General features: G+C 69.6%; 24 protein-coding genes and 2 pseudogenes. 9 read left to right on the forward strand and 17 right to left on the reverse strand.

What is annotated here, in order from left to right:
- Positions 1-41 precede the first annotated feature (41 nt).
- The 4 genes from OG285_RS33490 to thpR form a co-directional block, all read right to left on the reverse strand.
- Positions 42-779 carry an ABC transporter ATP-binding protein gene (locus tag OG285_RS33490; protein WP_356832170.1) on the reverse strand — a complete coding sequence of 246 codons (738 nt, stop codon included), beginning with the start codon at positions 777-779 and terminating at the stop codon, positions 42-44.
- A complete protein-coding gene (locus OG285_RS33495) occupies positions 752-1,621 on the reverse strand; it encodes an ABC transporter permease (protein WP_356832168.1) in 870 nt (289 codons plus the stop codon). Before OG285_RS33495 ends, OG285_RS33490 begins: the two co-directional genes overlap by 28 nt.
- Positions 1,622-1,806: 185 nt before the next feature.
- Positions 1,807-1,890 (reverse strand): putative leader peptide, encoded by an 84-nt coding sequence (locus OG285_RS33500; RefSeq protein WP_356832488.1) that lies wholly within the window; start codon positions 1,888-1,890, stop codon positions 1,807-1,809.
- 341 nt (positions 1,891-2,231) lie between these two features.
- A complete protein-coding gene (gene thpR, locus OG285_RS33505; RefSeq protein WP_356832166.1) occupies positions 2,232-2,828 on the reverse strand; it encodes an RNA 2',3'-cyclic phosphodiesterase in 597 nt (198 codons plus the stop codon).
- A gap of 99 nt (positions 2,829-2,927) precedes the next feature.
- On the opposite strand from thpR, the pseudogene OG285_RS33510 reads away from it, so the two are divergent.
- Positions 2,928-3,047 (forward strand): annotated as a pseudogene (locus OG285_RS33510) (PRC-barrel domain containing protein); the annotation flags it as partial.
- 179 nt (positions 3,048-3,226) lie between these two features.
- Positions 3,227-4,114 (forward strand): RNA polymerase sigma factor SigF, encoded by an 888-nt coding sequence (locus OG285_RS33515; protein ID WP_356832486.1) that lies wholly within the window; start codon positions 3,227-3,229, stop codon positions 4,112-4,114.
- 54 nt (positions 4,115-4,168) lie between these two features.
- Here OG285_RS33515 and OG285_RS33520 read toward each other — a convergent pair whose 3' ends face one another.
- The 4 genes from OG285_RS33520 to OG285_RS33535 all read right to left on the reverse strand — a co-directional run bounded on the left by OG285_RS33520 (position 4,169) and on the right by OG285_RS33535 (position 9,327).
- Positions 4,169-5,158 (reverse strand): phospholipase D-like domain-containing protein, encoded by a 990-nt coding sequence (locus OG285_RS33520; protein WP_356832164.1) that lies wholly within the window; start codon positions 5,156-5,158, stop codon positions 4,169-4,171.
- Positions 5,159-5,376: 218 nt separating this feature from the next.
- Entirely contained in the window at positions 5,377-6,834 is a 1,458-nt protein-coding gene (locus OG285_RS33525; RefSeq protein WP_371793192.1) for an amidase, read from the reverse strand.
- Positions 6,831-8,393 carry an MFS transporter gene (locus tag OG285_RS33530; RefSeq protein ID WP_371793193.1) on the reverse strand — a complete coding sequence of 521 codons (1,563 nt, stop codon included), beginning with the start codon at positions 8,391-8,393 and terminating at the stop codon, positions 6,831-6,833. Before OG285_RS33530 ends, OG285_RS33525 begins: the two co-directional genes overlap by 4 nt.
- A 274-nt stretch (positions 8,394-8,667) precedes the next feature.
- Positions 8,668-9,327, reverse strand: coding sequence for a pyridoxamine 5'-phosphate oxidase family protein (locus OG285_RS33535; protein ID WP_356832158.1), 660 nt, complete (start codon positions 9,325-9,327; stop codon positions 8,668-8,670).
- A 131-nt stretch (positions 9,328-9,458) separates the two neighbouring features.
- Between OG285_RS33535 and OG285_RS33540 the strand changes: the two genes are divergently transcribed.
- Together OG285_RS33540 and OG285_RS33545 are read left to right on the forward strand one after the other, a co-directional pair.
- Positions 9,459-9,860: a PPOX class F420-dependent oxidoreductase gene (locus tag OG285_RS33540; RefSeq protein ID WP_356832156.1), complete on the forward strand. Its 402-nt coding sequence runs from the start codon at positions 9,459-9,461 to the stop codon at positions 9,858-9,860.
- A 199-nt stretch (positions 9,861-10,059) separates the two neighbouring features.
- Positions 10,060-10,557, forward strand: coding sequence for an ion channel (locus tag OG285_RS33545; RefSeq protein WP_356832484.1), 498 nt, complete (start codon positions 10,060-10,062; stop codon positions 10,555-10,557).
- Between the two features lie 56 nt (positions 10,558-10,613).
- On the opposite strand, the gene OG285_RS33550 is transcribed toward OG285_RS33545, so the two are convergent.
- Together OG285_RS33550 and OG285_RS33555 are read right to left on the reverse strand one after the other, a co-directional pair.
- On the reverse strand, positions 10,614-10,793 hold the full coding sequence (locus OG285_RS33550) for a DUF6480 family protein (RefSeq protein ID WP_356832154.1): 180 nt from the start codon (positions 10,791-10,793) through the stop codon (positions 10,614-10,616).
- Positions 10,794-10,926: 133 nt separating this feature from the next.
- Positions 10,927-11,568, reverse strand: coding sequence for an endonuclease (locus OG285_RS33555; protein ID WP_371793665.1), 642 nt, complete (start codon positions 11,566-11,568; stop codon positions 10,927-10,929).
- Positions 11,569-12,015: 447 nt separating this feature from the next.
- Here OG285_RS33555 and OG285_RS33560 point away from each other — a divergent pair, with 447 nt between their 5' ends.
- A complete protein-coding gene (locus OG285_RS33560; protein ID WP_356832152.1) occupies positions 12,016-12,342 on the forward strand; it encodes a plasmid stabilization protein in 327 nt (108 codons plus the stop codon).
- A 45-nt stretch (positions 12,343-12,387) separates the two neighbouring features.
- On the opposite strand, the gene OG285_RS33565 is transcribed toward OG285_RS33560, so the two are convergent.
- The 7 genes and pseudogenes from OG285_RS33565 to OG285_RS33595 all read right to left on the reverse strand — a co-directional run bounded on the left by OG285_RS33565 (position 12,388) and on the right by OG285_RS33595 (position 16,972).
- A complete protein-coding gene (locus OG285_RS33565; RefSeq protein ID WP_356832150.1) occupies positions 12,388-13,137 on the reverse strand; it encodes a glycosyltransferase in 750 nt (249 codons plus the stop codon).
- Positions 13,134-13,751 (reverse strand): SAM-dependent methyltransferase, encoded by a 618-nt coding sequence (locus tag OG285_RS33570; RefSeq protein ID WP_371793194.1) that lies wholly within the window; start codon positions 13,749-13,751, stop codon positions 13,134-13,136. Before OG285_RS33570 ends, OG285_RS33565 begins: the two co-directional genes overlap by 4 nt.
- Positions 13,748-14,512: a PIG-L deacetylase family protein gene (locus tag OG285_RS33575; RefSeq protein ID WP_371793195.1), complete on the reverse strand. Its 765-nt coding sequence runs from the start codon at positions 14,510-14,512 to the stop codon at positions 13,748-13,750. The genes OG285_RS33570 and OG285_RS33575 overlap by 4 nt, the downstream gene beginning before the upstream one ends.
- Entirely contained in the window at positions 14,509-15,513 is a 1,005-nt protein-coding gene (locus OG285_RS33580) for an acyl-CoA dehydrogenase (RefSeq protein ID WP_356832144.1), read from the reverse strand. Before OG285_RS33580 ends, OG285_RS33575 begins: the two co-directional genes overlap by 4 nt.
- A 218-nt stretch (positions 15,514-15,731) precedes the next feature.
- Positions 15,732-16,193: pseudogene (locus tag OG285_RS33585) on the reverse strand (LLM class flavin-dependent oxidoreductase); the annotation flags it as partial.
- Positions 16,194-16,438: 245 nt separating this feature from the next.
- Positions 16,439-16,567, reverse strand: coding sequence for an LPFR motif small protein (locus OG285_RS33590; RefSeq protein WP_356835796.1), 129 nt, complete (start codon positions 16,565-16,567; stop codon positions 16,439-16,441).
- Positions 16,568-16,729: 162 nt separating this feature from the next.
- Positions 16,730-16,972: a DUF6479 family protein gene (locus OG285_RS33595; RefSeq protein ID WP_356835798.1), complete on the reverse strand. Its 243-nt coding sequence runs from the start codon at positions 16,970-16,972 to the stop codon at positions 16,730-16,732.
- A gap of 250 nt (positions 16,973-17,222) precedes the next feature.
- Here OG285_RS33595 and OG285_RS33600 point away from each other — a divergent pair, with 250 nt between their 5' ends.
- The 4 genes from OG285_RS33600 to OG285_RS33615 are packed head-to-tail and all read left to right on the forward strand — an operon-like array spanning position 17,223 to position 19,034.
- Entirely contained in the window at positions 17,223-17,516 is a 294-nt protein-coding gene (locus tag OG285_RS33600) for a gas vesicle protein (protein WP_371793196.1), read from the forward strand.
- Between the two features lie 59 nt (positions 17,517-17,575).
- Positions 17,576-18,022, forward strand: a complete 447-nt coding sequence (locus tag OG285_RS33605) for a gas vesicle structural protein GvpA (RefSeq protein ID WP_356835802.1) — start codon at positions 17,576-17,578, stop codon at positions 18,020-18,022.
- A 3-nt stretch (positions 18,023-18,025) separates the two neighbouring features.
- Positions 18,026-18,739 carry a GvpL/GvpF family gas vesicle protein gene (locus OG285_RS33610; protein WP_356835804.1) on the forward strand — a complete coding sequence of 238 codons (714 nt, stop codon included), beginning with the start codon at positions 18,026-18,028 and terminating at the stop codon, positions 18,737-18,739.
- 37 nt (positions 18,740-18,776) lie between these two features.
- Complete coding sequence (locus OG285_RS33615; RefSeq protein WP_356835806.1) at positions 18,777-19,034, forward strand: gas vesicle protein GvpG; 258 nt, start codon at positions 18,777-18,779, stop codon at positions 19,032-19,034.
- Positions 19,035-19,053: the final 19 nt, after the last annotated feature.

The following is a 19,053-nucleotide window of genomic DNA, read 5'->3' on the forward strand; positions in this document are numbered from 1 at the left end:
GGGTGCGGGCCCCGGTGGTACGAGGGGCCCGGGTCGGTTCTTCAGACGGCGGGGGCGGGCTCGTCGACGCCCAGCTCCGTGAGCAGCCGGGAACGCAGCCCGGCGAACCGGGGGTCTCCCACTGAGCGGGGGCGGTCCAGATCGACGGGGGTCTCGTAGGCGATGACTCCGTCACGCATGACCAGTGCGCGGTCGGCGAGGAGCAGCGCCTCGTCCACGTCGTGCGTGACCAGCAGCACGGCGCAACCACGCCGTTGCCACAACTCCGCCACCAGCTGCTGGGCCTTGATCCGGGTCAGTGCGTCGAGCGCCCCGAACGGTTCGTCGAGCAGCAGGAGATCGGGCTCGCGCACCAGCGCCCTGGCGAGCGAGGCACGCTGGGCCTCTCCGCCGGAAAGCGTCTTGGGCCAGGCGCCCGAGCGGTGCGCCAGTCCCACCTCTTCCAGCGCGTTTTCTGCGACGGCCCGTTCGGGGTGCCCCTCCAGGCCGAGCAGCACGTTGCGCCAGACTCTTTTCCACGGCATCAGCCGCGGAGCCTGGAAGGCCACCGCCCGCTTCTTCGGAACGAGGACGGTCCCCTCGATCTCCCGGTCGAGCCCGGCCAGTACGCGGAGCAGGGTCGACTTGCCGCATCCGCTGCGTCCGAGCAGCGCGGTGAACTCTCCCGGGCGCAGGGTGAGGTCGAGCCGGTCGATGACCGGGCGGCCGTCGAAGGAACGGGTCAGCCCCTCGACCCGTACCGCTGCCGTGGTCACTGTCCCTTGAACGTCGGTCGCCATTGCAGCAGCAGCCTTTCCAGAGTGCGGACGATGACGTCGGCCACCAGGCCGAGGAAGGCGTAGACGACGAGGCAGACGACGATCACGTCGGTACGGAAGAACTCGCGCGCCTGGTTCATCAGGAAGCCGATGCCGGCGTCGGCGTTGATGGACTCCCCGAAGACCAGGGCCAGCCAGGCGGTGGCCAGCGAGTAGCGCAGTCCGGTCATCGCGCCGGGCAGCGCGCCCGGCAGGATCACATGGCGGATCAGCCCCCACCGGCCGAGCCCCAGCGACTCGCCGGCCTCGATGAGCTGTTCGTCGACGCCGCGGATTCCGGCGTACACGTTGAGGTACAGGTGGAAGGCGACACCGAGGGCGATGAGTGCCACCTTGGGCGCCTCACCGATACCCAGCCAGATGATGAAGAGAGGGATCAGGCCGACCCACGGCACAGTGCGCAGCATCTGCACGCTCGCGTCGACCAGGTCCTCACCGAGCCGGGAGAGCCCGGAGACCAGCGCGAGTCCGGTGCCCACCACCCCGCCGAGCAACAGACCCACAGCGACCCGCTGCAGCGAGATGCCCATCGCGGAGGGCAGTGTGCCGTCGGCGATCAGATCCCGTCCCGCACGGGCGATGGTCCCGGGCGAGGCCAGGATGTCGGGGTGCAGGACACCGGTGGCGCTGAGCACCTGCCACAGGACGAGGAGCAGCAGGGGACCGATGGTGCGGCGCAGCCATCGGGGAACGGAACGCAATCCGCCTCCGCGGCCGCTGACGGGAGTGACGGTCTCCAGCTCGAAGGGCACTACGGATGGTGATGTGACGGATATGTCGGGCGGAGCGTGGTCGACGGTCATGGAGGTCTCCTCGACGGGGGAGGTGCAGCTGCCCCGGCCCACGAAGGAGGGCAGGGCGGCACACGCATCAGGCAGGCGAGAGGGAGGCCGCGGCGGGCGGCACGCCTGTGGTGATGGCGGGGAAGGGACGCGATGCCGGCTGAGCCGTAGGGGCTACAGGGGTTCGCGTGAGAACTGAAAGGGCGTCAGCAGCCGCGACAACACGCGGCGGAAGCCACCCGCAGCAGGTCGATGTGACCGCGCGTGGTGAGCAGAGCTGTACGCAACATGGCGCAGAACGTAGCGATGAATCGACTGCCTGGTCAATGGGCGTCTCGCCACGCGGACTCCGAACGGCCCGGAGCCCCAGGTGCCGCATCGGGGTGGACACGCTCGGCCCGCTGGGGCGAGGGCCGCCGGTGGCCGCGCGGTGCGAGAGCTGAGTCAGCCGCCCGGGGCGCAGGCCGAGCCGCCGTCGAGGAACTGCTCGACCTCGCTGCGGGCGGCTTCCACGACCGTGCTCACGGCGCGGGCCGCATCGGTGGCGCGCCCGCTCTCTCGCACAGGACGAGTCGCGCACGTACTGCGGCACAACGGGGCGATCACCTCTCCCCAGACGCCGTTGGTCCGTTCAGGATTCCATGGTGTTCCCGCTGCCGAGGGCCCACGCTTCGATGTCGCGGTAGCGGATCGGCCCGCGGCCACGGCCGTCGTTGCTGCCGACCAGGTGCAGTCGTTCGGCTGGCCATCGGCGGCCGGTGAATTCGGCGAACCCTTCGGCGATTTCTCCTGCTGACGACCGATCCCCCCGGCGGGCACGAGCCAACGTCAGATGGGGCCGCAGCGGACGGTCCTCGAAAGTCACCCCGCAGTGTCTGACAGCGGTACGCACATCGGCGGCGAGCATGTGCAGCTCATCGAGGTCTCCGTCGATTCCGCTCCACAGCACGCGTTCGTCGAAGCTTCCGCTGCCGCGCAGCGCCAGACAGGGCGGTCGGTGGCCGGCTGCGAGGCGGGCCAGTGGCGGCCGCAGGAGCGGAACCGTCGCGGCCGGCAGCTCACCGAGGAACGCCAGGGTGATGTGCCAGTCCTCCATGCGATTCCACCGCATGTGAGGGTGTGTGCCGTAGGCCGGGCGCAGCTCCCGGGCCAGTTCTTCTTTCGCGTGATCGGGCGGGGCGAGGGCGATGAACACACGAACGGTCGGTGGCTGAGTCTGGTCGTTCACAACGGACTTCCTACCGCACCCGCGTACTGAGTGCGACGGCGGTAGGGAGCGGCGCTCCAGGGAGGGGGAGGGGCAGTATTTCAATGAGGGAGCCGTTGGATGAGTGACAGCATCTGGGGCTACCAGCCGACCACCGGCCGCACCGCGGGCACCGACCTGACGGGGTGCAAGGTCGAGGCCACCGATGGAAAGTTCGGAAAGGTCGACAAGCACTCGGACGCGCCCGCCTGCGAGGCTTCACGCACGCCCGCCTGTGAACGGGCGCTGCCGCCAACGGACGTAACTCCTCCGTGACGTAGCTCTCCTTTCGGACACCGCCGGATCCGGAAGCATGGGGTGACGCTCGGCGGGCAGGAGGCAGATAAGCCGTCCATGATCAGGGAGTGATTGTCGTGTCGATGTCCGCGCCCGCCGCCCCAGCCAGAACCACCGGGCCCGGCGGTGACACGACGTCGCGGGATGCCCAGGCGGGTGAACTCCCGCGGATCGAGGATGCGAAGAAGATCGCGCCGAAGGACGCGAGGGCTCTGAGCAGTTTGTTCTTCGATCAGTTGCAGGTTCTGGAAGAGGGCACTCACGAGTACCAGTACGCCCGGAACACGCTCATCGAGATGAACCTGTCGCTGGTCCGGTACGCCGCGAGCCGTTACCGCAACCGGGGCAGCGGCGACATGGAGGACATCGTCCAGGTCGGCACGATCGGCCTGATCAAGGCGATCGACCGTTTCGAGCTCTCTCGCGAGGTCGAGTTCACCACGTTCGCGATCCCCTACATCGTCGGCGAAATCAAGCGGTTCTTCCGGGACACCAGCTGGGCCGTCCACGTCCCGCGCCGGCTCCAGGAGCTGCGCATCAGTCTGGCCAAAGCGCAGGAATCCCTCTTCCTGGCCCTGGACCGGCAGGCCACCGTGGCCGAACTGGCCGCACACCTGGACCTGAGCGAGGACGAGGTCATCGAGGGGATCATCGCCTCGAACGGCTATACCGCCGGTTCCCTCGACATGTCGCAGGACAGCGACGAAGGTCCGGCCCCGACGAACCGCACGTACGCCGACACCGTCGGCAGCTGTGATCCGGCCATGGAACTCGTCGAGGACTTCCAGACGCTCGCCCCGCTCCTGGGCACCCTCGACGACCGCGAGCGCGAGATCCTGCGCATGCGCTTCGCCCAGGAGATGACCCAGTCCCAGATCGGTGCGGAACTCGGTGTCTCCCAGATGCATGTCTCACGGCTCCTGAACCGCACCCTGACCGGCCTCCGGGCGGGCATGCTCGCCCAGGACTGATACCTCGTACAACCGCCGGGGTGCGGAGCAGCCGTGCCCGGGAGCCTGATGCCGTCAGACCGTGCCGGAGGTCTTCCGGAAGTCGGCGTCGAACGCCTTCTCGATGCCGCTGATGACTGCGGAGTCGCTGACAATGAGACCGAGTTCGCGGTTGTGGTTGAGCGAGTTGTCGGAGAAGTTCTCCGAGCCGGCAAACACCTTCGCGGCGGATGTGCCGTAGTCGGCGACGATCGCCTTGGCGTGGATGTAGAAGCCGGTGGAACTCGTGTAGGTGGTCACCTTGCCTCCCGCGGCAGTGACCTTCTGCAGTTCCTCGCTGTACTTCGAGGACTGGTTCTCCGCGACCACGCGAACGGCGACGCCACGCTTCGCGTCCGCCACGACCGCGTTCACCAGAGCGGAGTCACCGAACTCCTCCTCCTGGACGTCAAGGCTGCTCTTCGCCCCCGTGACCAGGGCCAGCAGATGGCTCTGTGAGTCGGTCGGCGACCAGACCAGGTCGGTACCGTCGGACGGGGTGACGGAGGTCTTCGCGTAGTCGGCGTCGAAGACCTTCTCGATCGCTGCGACATCGGCCTTGTCGGAGTCGAATACGCCGTAGTCACGCGAGGTCGAGTAGTACTCGGTGTCGAAGTTGCCGGTGCTGATGTACGACTTGGCGCCGTCGACGGTGATCGTCTTCTGGTGGGTGTAGACGTACGCCGAGGACGAGTACGTGACTCCGGCGCCGGCGGCGGACAGCGCCTTGTAGGCGGTCCCGTCGATGGACGCGTGCTGGGAGTCGAAGACCACCCGTACCTTCACGCCGGCCTTCTGCTGCTTCACCAGATCGTCGACGAGGGTGGTGTCGCGCAACTCGTAGATCGTCACGTCGACCGACTTCTTGGCCGAGTTGACGAAATCGTAGATCGCGCCTTCCTTCTGGTCCGGAAGGACGACCAGGGAGTAGCTGCTTGCGGCGTGGGCGGCAGTGGGAAGAAGGGCACATACTGCGGCCAAGGCGCCTGCGGTCAGAGCGGGCATGAGGCGGCGTGTGGGGTTCACCGGGGGCTCTCCTGACGTCGTGGGGGGAGCGCGCAACGCGCGTAGCGAAACCCAGTAGGTCACAGCGCCGGGGCTCGCTGAAGCTCAGTTGAGTGAACAGAGGGGCAGCGTTGTGCAAAGCGCCACTGCGGTCACTCCGGCATCAACTGCCTCGGTGGTTTGTGCGGTTGGCGCATCGCGGAGACCGAAGCCCTGTTCGCAGTGAGGCCCTTTCCGCCTCAGAGGAGACTTCCGTACCGGTGCTTCCAGGGGCATGCCTCCTCCAGCTGGGCGCTGAGTGAGATGAGCGTGGTCTCGTCGGCCGGGCGCCCCACCAGGGAGACACCGACGGGCGTCCCGCCCTGCGACCAGTACAGCGGTACGTTGACGACCGGTTGGCCCGTCATGTTGTACGGGCTGGTGAACGCGCTGAAAGCGCTCTGACGCCGCAGGTTGACGAGCGGGTCGCCGGTCTCGGCGAAGAACTCCACCGCCTGCGGCAGCGCCGCCAGCGTCGGGGTGAGGACGACGTCGTATCCGGCGGTCGCCTCGACGGCGCTTCGGGCGGCCCGCTGCATGCCGGTGATCGCGGCGGCGAACTGCTCAGCGGTGACCGCCCTCCCGTACTCGCGCCAGGCGCGGGTCACCGGGCGCAGCAACTCCTCCGCCCCGGGTTCCACGGTGTAACCCAGTGACTGCACACCCCATACGGCGGCGAAGAAGTCGCCGAGCCCGGGCCCGAACGGTGTGGCGACGTCCTCTACGTCATGCCCGAGCTCCTCCAGGAGCCGCGAGGCGTGCTCCCAGGCGGCCAGGCAGGTGGGGCCGACGTCCAGGCCCAGGGCTGCGGGCTTCGCGTACCGGCCGATACGCAGTCGCCCGGGGCCGCGGTCGGCGTGGGCCAGGAAGGTCTCGCCCGCCGGCAGCGGCGGCGCCCAGTGCGGGTCGCCCGGCATGGGCCCGGCCAGCACGTCCAGCATGGCTGCGGCATCCCGTACGGTGCGGGCCAACGGGCCCTGCACAGCGAGGCCGTTGACCTCCGCGCCGCGCGGCCCGGCGCTCACCCGGCCACGGGACGGCTTGATGCCGAACAGTCCGCAGGCGCTCGCCGGGATCCGGATCGATCCTCCGCCGTCACTGGCGTGGGCGACCGCCACCATGCCGAGTGCCACAGCGACCGCCGCCCCGCCGCTGGAGCCTCCGGCGGACAGTGCGGGGTCCCAGGGGTTGCGGGCCGGGCCCGCCAGGTCGTTGTCGGTATAGCAACAGCAGCCGAATTCGGGGGTGTTGGTCTTTCCCAAGCTGATCGTGCCGGCCTCCCGCAACCGTGTCACCGTGTGGGCGTCCACCTCCGGGACGGACTCGGCGAAGGCCCGCGAGCCGTACGTCGTGCGCACACCGGCGGTGTCGACCAGATCCTTGACAGCCGTCGGTACGCCGAACAGCGGTGAGGTGTCCTCCTTCCCCCGTCCCTTCTGGACCGCGGCGGCCTGCGCGACGGCCTCGTCGCCGGTGACGGTGAGAAAGGCTCCGTAGCGGTCGTTGAGCTCCTCGATACGGGCCAGTTGGTGCTGTACGAGTTCCAGGGGGCTGACCTCGCCCCTGCGTACGGCGGCGGCCTGGTCGAGTGCGCTGAGCTGGTGGAGGCCGGTCCCCGCCTGTGCGGTCGCTCCGGTTTCTCCGGTCACTTCCGTCATGTGCTGATCTCCTTCATCTCGGCGAGCTGCTCTGCCACCAGGCGCTCATGGGCCTCCGTGTCGCGGCGTGCGGCCCGCGGGCGCCAGCGGCCTGTCATCACGAAGAGGCAGGGCAGGAAGAGGACTTGGCCTCCCAGGCAGACCCACCACCAGGTCTGCCACTCGTGCGCGTTGTGTGCGGCTGCTTGCTGCACCTCCGGACCGTGGTCGCGGAGGATCTTCAACTGCGGGGCGGCCCTCTGGACGGTCTGCAGGCCGCCCGCGCCGACCTCCTTCACCGCCCGCGCCACCAGCGGTGCGGGCGCCCTGCCCGGGGGATGGGAGGAGAGCTGCGCGAAGAGCTGCGGATGGGCCCTTGTGATGGCCAGGGCGGGGGCAGCCTGCGCGGAGGCCTGTCTGACCTCCGTGCCGTGTTCGATGAGCGGGGTCACGGTGCTCACGACCAGCGGCAAGCAGGCCGCGGAGGCGGCGACCGTGATCCGTATGAGCCACCCCCACACGGCCAGTCCGGTCGCGATGGCCGCGGGGTTGTGCCGCTCGACCGTCTCGGTGAAGCTCGCCATCCACGGTGAGTACGCGACGCCGCTGGTGGCACCGATGCCTGCCACGATGAACGCGAAGGTGTAATAGCCCGTGTGGGGCTGGGTGGTGTGCAGCACGAACGCGAGGGTGAATCCGATCGAACCGAGCGCGCCGATCAGCATGAACGGCTTGCGCACCCGCAGGCGGTCGGAGACGAGACCGGCCAGTACCAGGAAGACCGCGTTCGTCCCCCAGTACCAGTTGAGCAGGGAGTTCGTACGCTGCGCCGAGTATCCGAAATTCGTGGCGAAATAGACGACGAAGTTGCCGACCGCGGCGAAGTACAGCAGGAGGTAGAGGCTGACGGCGAGAGCCGAGCCGAGGACGTCGGCACGGAGCATCTGGCGCCACTGTCCGTGCAGGGCCGACTCGGCGTCGATCCCCTTGGCGCGGGCCTCGACCAGCGCACGGTCGCGCAGGCTCACCATGATCTGGCCGCGCAGTGCCGGGGCGAGTTCCCGCAGGCCGAGGAGCGCCGCCACGAACACGACCAGTCCGGCGACCCCCGCGTAGCGGATCTCCGCCTGCCAGGTGGTGGTGCCCGTGAAGGTGCGTCCGGTGACCGCCGTGACCACGAGACTTCCGACGACCGGGCCCATCGTCCAGTACCCCATGGCCGAGGCGCGGCCGAGCTGCGGCGAGAAGTCGCGGATCAGGGCCGGGGTGGCCACCAGGATCATGCCTTCGACGAGTGCGACGCACGCGTAGATGACCAGATAGCTCACCTTGCCGGGCGCGTTCGGCAGGGCGAACGTGGTGAGCAGGCCGACCAGGAGCAGGCCGTACACCGCGATGTTCGCCCGTCCCCAGCGGTCGGCCAGCCCGGCAACGAGGGAGGCGAAGGCCCCGACCGCGTTCGCGGCCACCGAGATGTAGACGAAGTACTGGAACGTCATGTGGTAATGGCTGATGATGGCCGTCGACACGGCGTACTGGACGTAGAGCTGGTAGTACAGCACGACCGTGGCGAGCACCACGATCGCCAGATACCAATAGCGACGACGACTCTCCGGGTAGCGATCCAGCTGACGGTTGACCAGACCTCTCCACGCTGAAGGGAACGCCCGGCCCGCCGGCCGCGCTGTCCCCGCCGGTGACGAAACCGTCATCCTGGCCTCCCTGCCGATGAGTGCGTGCGCCTCCGCGCATGGTCGGGAGGGTAGTACCGACTGGTCGGTATGGGCCAGGGGTGCGGAAGGGATTACGGAAGGGATTCGTGTGGTGGAACGCCGCGGAGGGCGGGCCCGCCCGCTATGTCGCGGAGGTCCCGGTGCGGTCGGCGATGTGGGGTGGGGCGTTGGTGCCGGGGGTGAGCAGGGGGTCCGGTTCGAGGGTGCCCCAGGTGGTGTGGAGAGGGAGCGTGCCTGCCCATACGCCCAGTTCGGCGTCGGGGCTCTCGCCGTCGTCCGGGGGGCCGGTGCGGATCTTCACCGATGCCTCGTCCAGGGAGAGGGCGAGCAGGGCGGTGGCGGCCAGTTCCTTGCGGTTCGGGCGGCGGGCGTAGTCCCACTGGCCCGGGGTGGCCTGTTCGGTGAGGCAGCGCAGGCCCTCGGTCTTCTCGTCGGGATCGGTGACGGAGCGGGGGATGCCGAAGACCATGGCGCTGCGGTAGTTGACGCCGTGCTCGAAGACCGAGCGGGCCAGTACCAGTCCGTCCACGTGGGTCACGGTGACGCACACGGCTGTCTCCGGGGACGCGGCCAGGCTGCGGCTGGCGACGGAGCCGTGGAAGTAGAGCGTGGTGCCGTCCGATCCGTAGACCGTGGGCACGACCATCAGGGTGCCGTCCACGGTCACTCCGAGGTGGCAGATGAAGCCCGCGCCCAGGATGGCGTCGAGGTCGGCGCGTTCGAGGCTGCCCTGTTCGCGGAGCCGGCGGTGGCGTGAAGGGAATGGTTCAACGAATTCCATAACTGCGGGTGGTCCGGCGACTCCGTACGAGCCGGTGGTCGGCGGGTTGCGCGGGGCGGGGAGAGCCGGATGGGCTGCCGTGACTACCGTTGCCCCAGTACCCCCGGCGAACCGACCTCTGGAGAACTCCCGTGTCCGTACCCCTCGGTGAGGAAGTGGTGGCGCTGCTGCGCGGCCCCAGCACCTGCTACATCGCCACGACGATGCCCGACGGCTCGCCCCAGCTCACCCAGACATGGGTCGACACCGACGGCGAGCACGTCCTGATCAACAGCGTTGAGTCGCATCAGAAGACCCGGAACATCGCACGCGACCCGCGGGTGGCCGTCGCGGTCTCCGACCCGTCGGAGCCGGCCTCGTACGTCCAGATCCGCGGCCGGGTGGTGCGTGTGACCACCGAGGGGGCGGTCGACCACATCGAGGCGCTCGCGCAGAAGTATCTCGGCGGGCCCTACCCGTGGTTCGGCGGCCGTGACCAAGTCCGGGTGATCTATGTGATCAGCCCCGAACGGATCAGCGGCCCCCGCGGCTGAACGCCGCTGTTCCTTGCGGTCCGCCTGCCCCAACAGAATGCTTTCGAGTGGGAGTTGGGGCGGCCGGCGGGGAAGTCTGCGGTACGGACCGAAGCAGTCGAGGCGGCGCGACGCGCGCGTTCCGGCCCGTCCCGGACGCCGCGGGTGACCGCGAGTACGTTCGTGACGAATGTTCGCCCTTCCCGAACGGGGTACGTCCATGCCGCCGGTCTTCGTCTCCACCCTGCTGAGGTGGCTGCTGAGCGCGCAGCAGCGCCGGCTCCACGTGCGGGCATCGCTGTGGGCAGCGGTGATCACCGCGATCGTGCTGCTCGGCGGGGCGTGGCTGGTCGTGCGCGCGGAGGCGTCGGCGCCGCGCGCCACCATCACCTCCTTTCCCCTCGCGGTGTGGTGGTCCATCGAGACCGCGACCACGGTCGGGTACGGAGACATGTATCCGGTGACGGCGTGGGGGCGTGTCATCGCCTGCGTGGTGATGTTCGTCGGCATCGCCCTGTTCGGGATCGTGACGGCGGCCCTCGCGACCTGGTTCGTCGGCGGCGCAGCCCGCAGCCTGCGGGTACTGGGCGGGACGCTCAAGCACGCCGAGTACGCGGGGCGCGAGGACGCCTCGGACGAGGTCAGGGCCCTGCACGAGCGATTCGACCGGCTTGAGCGGCTCCTGCGGGAGGGCGGCGGGCCGGCCGCACCGCGCTGAGGCCGACGAACTCCGGCCGCGCGGTCCCGCCGACGCGGATGTGTGACGACGGCAGCTCAGGCCGAGAAGATGCGCGCGATGAAGAAGGCGGAGAAGAGAAGCGCGCCCAGCAGGATGAGCCCGGCCCACAGGCGCGGGTGTTCCCACATGCCGCCGTCGGGGCGTTCCTCGTGGGCTTCGGCGATACAGCCCTCGGCAGGCGGGGTCTCGCCGGGAGGAGTGATGACATCAACCATGAATCCATGGTGAGTCCGTACGAAGCTTTCCGCATCCGGCGGCGTCCGGCGCTCCGGGATCACAGCCCCCGCCGGATCGCGCCCCTGCCCGGCCCGTTCCGTCCTGACCACCACGTCGGCGCCGGCGCCGGGGTCAGGCGTGTGCCTGTACGTCCGCCACGACGTTCTTGTCCAGCGCCGCGCGTACCAGCGCCGCCGCGAGGGCAGCGGGGTCATGACGGCCGGTCGGCCGCGCCTGCTTCGCCAGCTCTGCCAGTTTCGCCGGTGAGGCCGGAAGGCCCAGCTGCTCCGCGCCCTGCAGTGCCTTCTTGTCGAAGTAGGGCGCTGTCTCCGGCCACACGTCCTGCGCCTCGCGCAGGAAGATGTCCGCGCCCGCCGGACCGATGCCAGGTGTCCGGCGAAGGCCGTCCCGCAACGCGTCGAGGTCGCCGTCGGCCGACCGGCGAAGGCGCCGCAGGTCGCCGCCGTACGCATCGAGCAGCAGCTCGGCCCCCTCGGCGAGCTGGGTGGCGGTCTTCTCGTCGTAGCGGCGGTAGCCGCCCTCCCCGAGAGCGTCCACGCGTTGCTGCCAGGTCGCTTCGAGCATGTGGCGCGGTGTGCGCAGGCCCTGCTTGAAGAGTGCATGTGCGGCGGCCACCGCGACGGACGCCCTGATCCGGGCGCTCAGGAGGTGACTGAGCACCAGCAGCTGATACAGGGGCTGGGGGGTGTCCCGCAGCCGGATGCCCGCCTCGTCGGCGAACGTCCTGCCGTGCTCCGTGAGCAGGGCCTCCATCGTCCTACGGTTGTTCACAACCGATCATCTCCTCCCGGCATCGAGCTGCTCAGCTCACTCGACGCGAGCAAGGATGGTTCCGGTGGGCTTCAGCATGAGGGCGCTCCAATGCGGACTCCGGCGACTGGGCGGCCACCACGGACAAGTCCGGGCGATCGCCACGGACGACTATGGCCACGGGGCGAGGCGCTGCCCCGCTGACGCACCGGTGCTTCGTCCGAATGCCGCGCGTGAGGAGGCCCGCCCGGCGAGCGGCGCGCCTCGACCTGCGCTTCCCTTGCGGCCGGCCGGGACACGGGCTCAGCAGGCGCCGGGCGTCGGGCCGACCGCCCGTGCCCGGTGGGTGGCTCTCCGATTGCCGTGGTGCGCTCCCCGACGGAGGGTGTGAGATGCGCCGGAATCCGGGCAGGCGCGCGAGCAGAGCACGCATCGATGAGGAGGAACGTCATGCCGGCAGGATCCAGCCGCAAGCGTGAGCGCCAGTACGAGCACGTCAAGGCGAGCGCGGAGAAGCGGGGCACGCCGGAGGGGCTGGCCGAGGAGATCGCCGCGCGCACCGTGAACAAGGAGCGGGCACGCTCCGGTGAGGCCAAGTCGCCCGGCAAGGTCTCGGTCCGGGACCCGAAGTCCGCCTCCCAGCGTGGCGGCGAGCGCTCGCACAGCGGCGCGCGGGGGCCGACGAGGGACCAGCTCTACGAAGAGGCGAGGAAGAAGAACGTCGAAGGCCGCTCTTCGATGAACAAGCAGCAGTTGCGCAAGGCCGTCGGCCGCTGAAGCGGCCTCCCGGCTCGCCGCACCGGGTGGGCCGGGAGGGAGGGGTCAGCAGTCCCTGCCGTCCGCGGGGCCGCCGCCGGGGGTCTGGGCGAGGACGTTGAGGGTGGCGCCCAGTCCGTGCGGGGCCCGGTGGTCCGGGCGGCTCGATGTCAGGACCGGGCAGCGGTCCGTCCGCAGGATCCGGCGGTGCTGCCGTTGCAGTGCGGTGACGAGAGCCCGGTCCTCGCTGTGGACAAGAGGCGGGAAGCCGCCGGCCGCACGGTAGGCGGCCGCCGTCACACCGAGGTTGGCGCCGTGGATGTGAGGGTGCGTCCAGAGGACGGAGCCGTCGGGGCGACCGGCGAAGTACCGCGCGTTGTGTTTCGCCAGGACGGCCGGGTGCAGCAGGGGGTGGGGCGTCAGCCGGACGGTGCCCACCAGGCATTCCCACCCCTCCGCGGCGTGGTGCAGCTGATGAGCCAGCCAGTCCGCGGGAACAACAGTATCGGCGTCGGTGGTGGCGATCCACAGGCCCGGCTCGTACGGCCTCAGCTGTTGGAGAGCCTCCGCGGCGGCTGCGGCGCGTGCCATCCCGACGTTGCGCCGGGCCAGCTCGACCACCCGTGCGCCCATCCTCCGTGCGACAGCGGCCGTGCCGTCCGTACAGGCGTCGGCCGCCACTACGGTCACCAGCGGGATGCCGGACACCGCCCGATGGGCGGCGGCCGCCCTGAGACTCCGCAGGGTAGCGGGGAGAGTGGCGGCTTCGTTGTGCGCCGGGATGATCACGGCGCAGGCGGTGGGCCGGGGGTTCACACGAGCCCCTCTGCGGCAGCGGGGCTGGGCGTCGTCCGTCCGTCAGGGTGCTGCCGGGTGAGGACGTGGAGGGTGAAGTCCGGGTCCCGGACATCGAGGAGCGTGTCGAGGCCCGGCACGGAGGTGAGCAGCGGCGCGAGTTGCGTGCCGGTGAGCCGGTGCTCGGGCACCGGGTGGTTCCAGTGCACGGTGACGAGTGTTCCTCCGGGTTCGAGGGTGGCAACCGTGCGCGTCAGGACCTCCCGGAGAGTCCGGTCGTCGAAGTAGTAGAGAAGTTCGGACAGCACGATCAGGTCGAAGGTGGCCTGCGGCCACTCGTCGGGAACGACCAGCTCCCTGACGTCCACATGCGGGTGGTCGCGGGTGGCGTCAGAGGCGGCCCGGACCGCGGACGCCACCCGGTCGGTGGCCAGCAGACGGTCGCAGCGGCCGGCGAGCTGCGCGGTGAGCGCTCCCACGGAGCACCCGGGTTCGAAGGCGCTGCGATAGCGGCGGCGCGGCAGCGAGGCGACGGTGAGAGCGTACTTGCGCTGCTCGTACCACCGCTCGCCGAGACGCCACGGGTCGGGGGCCCCGGCGTACATGCGGTCGAAGTAGCCGGCCGGAGTGCTCATCGGAAGACCACCTCGAACGGCCTCAGATGATGGGCGAGTTCCTCAGGGGGAAGAATGGCCGCGTCCCCCTCGCCCGCGGTCAGCGGCATGATCTGGCTGGTGAACCGCTGGATCGCCAGCTCTTTGCGTGCGGAGGCCCGCGGGGGCAGCGCGATACGCGCGGCGTCCGCCCAGGGGACGCGTTCGTCGCCGGGACGCGCCCAGTGCCACATCCATACCGGGTAGAGCCACAGGGGCACGCCGACCGCCCGGCACGCGGCCCGGGCCGCCCGTCCGGCTGCCTCGTGGTCGCTGTGGAGGTCACCTGTCCAGGGCGCCGCGCACAGTGCGGCGCCGGTTTCGCGCAGCGTCGCGGCGATGGCGTCCTGCACCTGGTCCTCGTGCCGGTGGACGCGGGAGTCGGGCACATGGAGCCGGCGCGGCCGAAGGCCGGGCAGCCCCAGGTCGGCCACCGCGCGCTCGAGTTCGGCCTCCCGCATCACGATGAGTTCGGAGGGGGAGACCACGGTGCCGCGCGGGTGGGAGCCCTCGCCGTCGGTGACCGACACGAGGTGTACGTCGCCGCCCTGAGCCGCGAGGGTGGCCATCGCGCCGCCGAAACCGAGTACCTCGTCGTCGGGATGCGCCGCGACGACCACGACAGGCCCGTGGGGGAGCGGGGCTGTGGGAAGCCGGAGCAGGCCGTCCCAGCCGGCCCACCGGCTTTCGGGGGTGCCGGGGGCGTCGATGGCCGCGGCCGCTGCCTGCCGCCCGCCGGTCACGGCTGTTCCGTGTGCGGGCTGAGCAGATTCCCGAGCTCGGCGAGGTTGCGTTCCGCGTGATGCTGGCGGATGTAGACGGTGAGGTCGGCGACGGCCCTGGCGTGCCGGGTGTCGTGGCACAGGGGAGCGGCGCCGGTGGCGCGGCCCACGTGGTGCAGAACCTCGGTGCAGACCTTCTCCACGAACGCGCGCACCCGCAGGCTCCGCACCCGCGCTCCGCCGGAGAGGTCCAGGGGGTCGGCGTCGATGTCGGCGGCGGCGCGCGCCACCACGGTCTCCGCCGAGCTGATCAGCATGTCCACGGCGCCCAGGTGCGCCGCGGTGTGCGCGTCGGGAGAACGCCGAACCGCTGCCTCCACCAGGGTGTCCGCCACGGCGCGGGCGCCGCCCAGCCAGCACGCTGCGACGCCGATGCCGCCGTGCTGGAAGCCCGGCCGGCTGATGTAGTCCTCCACGCCTCCGACGGCGACGGCCGGCACATGCGAGAAGGTCACGTCGGGTGAGTCGCTGGCGTCCATTCCCACGGCCTGCCAGGTCCCCTCCACCGGCGTCACACGGTCGTCGGCCACTGCCACCGCGAACAGACGGCGCCCCTCGGGGCTGTCCGCGGTGACCAGAGCCTGTGTACAGGTGTGCGCGCCCGAGCAGTAGGGCTTGACACCGTCGAGGCGCCACCCGCTGCCGCCGGGGGTGGCGGTGAGACCGGGGCCGGGAGGCTGGGCGGCCCACACGCCCCAGCACTCCCCGCCGTCGGGCTGCGATCCCTCGATCTCGTGAAGGATGGCGACCGCGTCGACATGGCCCTCGGCGAGCCGGGCCAGCGCCAGGTCCTCGCGGCCCAGTTCTGCCAGCGCCCGGAAGCGGTCATCGGTACGGCCGCCCCCGGGCAGCGGAAGCTTCAGGGCGCCCTTCCCGACCAGAGCCGTCAGACGCGCGGAGACCGCGCGACGCCGGTCGTCCGGGCCCGGAGGCTGGAGAGTGGGGGTGCTGTCAGCGGTCATCTTGTCTCTCTTCTGGGGGGGGGAAGCCCGGTGGCCGCCCTGCGCACATGCGGGGCCGGGCACCTGGTGAACCCCGGCCCGGTGGCGATCACGCTCTCGTGTGCCCGGGTGAGCGGAGGGTGGCCTTGCGGAAGGCCCATGTACGTGGGAGTCGGCCGACCGCCGGAGCGGGACCGGCCGGGGTCCTTGTGCCTGCGGGCTGCGGTGCGGTGCGACGTCTATGTCCGTAGTTCGGGCAGGACGCTCGTGCGGTAGAAGTCGAAGAATTCCTGCTGGTCGGATCCGATCTGGTTGACGTAGACCTCGTCGAATCCCACGTCGGCATAGGCGCGCACCGCGCCCAGATGGCCGGCGGCGCTGTCGCCGCAGACGACGTTCTCCGCCACCATCTCCTCGGTGACCAGTGTGCCCGCCTGCTCGAAGTGCGCCGGGGTCGGCAGGACTTGAGGTTTCTCCCCGCCTCCCGAACGGCGGAACTGGCCCACCAGCCCGGCGTCGGGGCTCATCGTGACGAAGCCGTCCCCGATCCGGCCGGCCAGAGCGGCGGCCTGCGGCCCGAACCCCGAGACGTAAAGGGGCGGAGGCTCGTCAGGGAGTGTGTACAGCCTGGCGTTCTCCACCGTGTAGTGATTCCCGCGGTGCGAGACCTGTTCGGCCGAGCGGGCCTGAGCCAGGAGTTCTGCCGGACTGAACTCCTCGGACGACAGGAAATACCCGTACGCGGTCATCTCTCTCCTCCCGACGGCCCACCCAGCGTCTGACCGGCTGCGGCGCCGTCAGCCATACCTACTTCACACCGGCGGATGGCGGCCCGCGACAGGAGAGAACCACTCAGGTCAACCGTCGGCGCCGAACCGCTGCTCCCGGCACTTCAGGCCACCGCCCGACCCCTCCGGGGGGGCGGAGGGCAGTGCGCCCTGCGGTGTCAGTGGCGGCCGTGGGCGCTGTCCGCGGCCCCGCCGAAGAGCCGCGCCACCGCCTTGAAAGGCAGGGTCACGACAGTGGCGATCGCCCCGCCGATAGACCTCAGGACGTCTGCGATTGCTGTCAGCATGGGCAAATCCTCTCTCGTGGCACCGTGGGAAGTGGAATATTTACGAATTCCACCGAACGTCCATTCACCTGGCCTGTACCCCTTGGGTGGGGATGGAAACGGAACGCAGTCGCCCGGCGTGATCCGGAGGGGTGAATGGCTGCCCCGCTCGACGGGGGCGGTTCAGCGATGCGGGTTTCCCTGGTCGGGGTCGTCGTCGATCGTCTGCCATGTCTCGCCCCGCTGGTCGGCATCGCCTGCCCCCTCCCTGGTCCGGGCAGGTACGTCAGCTGCTCGCCTCGCCCGGGCCGTACGACGGCTGCCGACGACGACCGCGGCGATCAGGACAACGACAACGACCACGCCAACAGCGATCAGCGCCAGCGAAGACACGGGCGTGGCCGCGAGGACCATCGAAGGATTCATGACCTTCGGCTACCCCCGACGAGTGAGATCACCGGTCCCGCATTCACCGGGCTCATCGCCCACCGCCATGACCCGCGTCCGGCCCGGGCCGGCATTCCGATCTTCGCTTGTGCGGCCGCGCGGAAATGGCTGCTTCAGGGGAGAGGCATACGTTCCGTACTCATGGGCACGCGCTCTACTACCGCAGAAGCGGTTCACCGGACTTCTACTCGGAGCCCGCGAAGTCTTTAAGCGTGTGACAGGCGGGATGATGGCAACGACGGACAGCAAGGACAGTAAAGGCGGCGAACGTCTCGATGTTCCTACGGCAATGCGGCGGGCCGCCGGTCAGCTCGCTGAATTGCTGCAGTGTGAACCCAGTTCGGTGTCTGCGCTGAAGGCGTCGGACGACGGCTGGACCGCGAGCATTGAGGTGGTGGAACTGGAGAAAGTTCCTGACACCGCCAGTGTGATGGCCACTTACCAGGTTTCGCTCGACCTGCAGGGGCAACTCGTGGGCTACGAGCGCATTCGCCGTTACGCAAAGGGGCAGATCGACCGCTGAGGTCAGGTCCCGCCAAGAGGCCGCCGAGTTGCGGCAGTTCCTTGGAAAGGAGATTCACCATGAGTGTTGTTCAGCAGTCAAATGCAAGCACCAGGTCATCGAGCGGGGGTGGCTCGGGAAATCTTTACGATGTCCTTGAGCTCATCCTGGACAGGGGTCTCGTCATCGATGCCTTTGTCCGAGTCTCTCTCGTCGGTATCGAGATACTCAAGATCGATGTACGTGTGGTCGTCGCGAGCGTCGACACCTACCTGAGGTTCGCCGAGGCGTGCAACCGGCTGGATCTTGAATCCGGCCGTAAGGCGCCCAGCCAGCTCACCGACCTGGTGGGCGACATGACCGAGAAGGGCGCCAAGGGCAAGTCCAAGGGCGCTCTGTCAGGAGCGGTCGAGGCGTTCAGTGAGTCGCTCCAGGGCGGCCACGACGACTCGGAGGAGAAGCAGGAGCGCCCGGCGCGCAAGTCCGCTTCCAGCAGCCGCCGCAGCTCCAGCCGGCGGGAGGAGTAACCCGTGTCCACATACATCTACGCCATCACCAGTGCGCAGCACCCGTTGCGCCTCGACCATGTGGTCGGTGTCGGCCAGCCGCCGTCGGAGCTGCGCGTCGTCGGGACGGAGGAGCTGAGCGCGGTCGTGAGTGACGCGCCGCCGGAACTGCGGGCCAAGCGCCGTGATCTGGTCGCGCACCAGACCGTGCTGGAGAGCCTGCTGGCGGACGGCGCCGCGCTGCCGATGCGGTTCGGCCTGCTGGGTCCCGACGACGACCAGGTGGTCGCGGCACTGGAACAGCAGAGTGACGACTACAGCGCCCGGCTCAAGGAACTCGAGGGGTGCCTTGAGTACAACCTGAAGGTCACCCGTGACGAGCAGGATCTGCTGCGGGAGATCGTCGGTGACTCCGGTGAGGTACGCGAGCTGCGCGAACGCACCCGCCAGAACCCCGCGGCCCACGACGACATGGTCGCTCTCGGAGAGCTGATCTCCAAGGAGGTCCAGGCGCGGGAGCAGCGCGGGCGGGAGGAGATCGTGGCCAGGCTGGAGCCGGCTGCGGTACGCGTCGCGAACGGCGAGCCCACCAAGACGCATTTCGTGAACGTGTCGTTCCTCGTCAAGCGCGACCGGGCGGCCTCGTTCACGCAGGCCGTGCACGAAGAAGCCGAACGCTGGGGAGACGCCTTCACGCACTCCCTGAACGGGCCGCTGCCGCCCTACAGCTTCGTCTGAGCCTGCGAACCGATCCCGGTTGAGCGGAGGACCCGGCATGGGCCTCATCACGAACATCCTGACTCTGCCGCTGGCACCGCTGCGCGGCACCGTATGGGTCGTCGACCAGGTGCTGGTGACGGCGGAGCGGGAGTACTACGACCCGGAGCCCGTGCGCGCCGAACTGGCCGCACTCGAAGAGGAGCTGCTGAGTGGCCGTATCGAAGAGGACGAGTTCGATCGTCGCGAGGACGAGCTGCTGGACCGGCTGGAATGGCTCGAAGCCAACCAGCGGCGCCTGCGGGCCCACACCTGACAACAGGGAGACCGAGGTA

The organism is Streptomyces sp. NBC_01471, from assembly GCF_041438865.1.
Taxonomy (GTDB): Bacteria; Actinomycetota; Actinomycetes; order Streptomycetales; family Streptomycetaceae; genus Streptomyces.

Bases quoted from the DNA above. Each gene is read 5' to 3' on its own strand.
- OG285_RS33600 (WP_371793196.1), top strand. From the start codon at position 17,223: ATGGCAACGACGGACAGCAAGGACAGTAAAGGCGGCGAACGTCTCGAT.
- OG285_RS33515 (WP_356832486.1), top strand. From the start codon at position 3,227: ATGTCCGCGCCCGCCGCCCCAGCCAGAACCACCGGGCCCGGCGGTGAC.
- OG285_RS33495 (WP_356832168.1), bottom strand. From the start codon at position 1,621: ATGACCGTCGACCACGCTCCGCCCGACATATCCGTCACATCACCATCC.
- OG285_RS33560 (WP_356832152.1), top strand. From the start codon at position 12,016: ATGCCGGCAGGATCCAGCCGCAAGCGTGAGCGCCAGTACGAGCACGTC.
- OG285_RS33545 (WP_356832484.1), top strand. From the start codon at position 10,060: ATGCCGCCGGTCTTCGTCTCCACCCTGCTGAGGTGGCTGCTGAGCGCG.
- OG285_RS33525 (WP_371793192.1), bottom strand. From the start codon at position 6,834: ATGACGGAAGTGACCGGAGAAACCGGAGCGACCGCACAGGCGGGGACC.
- OG285_RS33590 (WP_356835796.1), bottom strand. From the start codon at position 16,567: ATGCTGACAGCAATCGCAGACGTCCTGAGGTCTATCGGCGGGGCGATC.
- OG285_RS33555 (WP_371793665.1), bottom strand. From the start codon at position 11,568: ATGGAGGCCCTGCTCACGGAGCACGGCAGGACGTTCGCCGACGAGGCG.
- OG285_RS33570 (WP_371793194.1), bottom strand. From the start codon at position 13,751: ATGAGCACTCCGGCCGGCTACTTCGACCGCATGTACGCCGGGGCCCCC.
- OG285_RS33615 (WP_356835806.1), top strand. From the start codon at position 18,777: ATGGGCCTCATCACGAACATCCTGACTCTGCCGCTGGCACCGCTGCGC.
- OG285_RS33550 (WP_356832154.1), bottom strand. From the start codon at position 10,793: ATGGTTGATGTCATCACTCCTCCCGGCGAGACCCCGCCTGCCGAGGGC.
- OG285_RS33500 (WP_356832488.1), bottom strand. From the start codon at position 1,890: ATGTTGCGTACAGCTCTGCTCACCACGCGCGGTCACATCGACCTGCTG.
- OG285_RS33580 (WP_356832144.1), bottom strand. From the start codon at position 15,513: ATGACCGCTGACAGCACCCCCACTCTCCAGCCTCCGGGCCCGGACGAC.
- OG285_RS33605 (WP_356835802.1), top strand. From the start codon at position 17,576: ATGAGTGTTGTTCAGCAGTCAAATGCAAGCACCAGGTCATCGAGCGGG.
- OG285_RS33490 (WP_356832170.1), bottom strand. From the start codon at position 779: ATGGCGACCGACGTTCAAGGGACAGTGACCACGGCAGCGGTACGGGTC.
- OG285_RS33595 (WP_356835798.1), bottom strand. From the start codon at position 16,972: ATGAATCCTTCGATGGTCCTCGCGGCCACGCCCGTGTCTTCGCTGGCG.
- OG285_RS33535 (WP_356832158.1), bottom strand. From the start codon at position 9,327: ATGGAATTCGTTGAACCATTCCCTTCACGCCACCGCCGGCTCCGCGAA.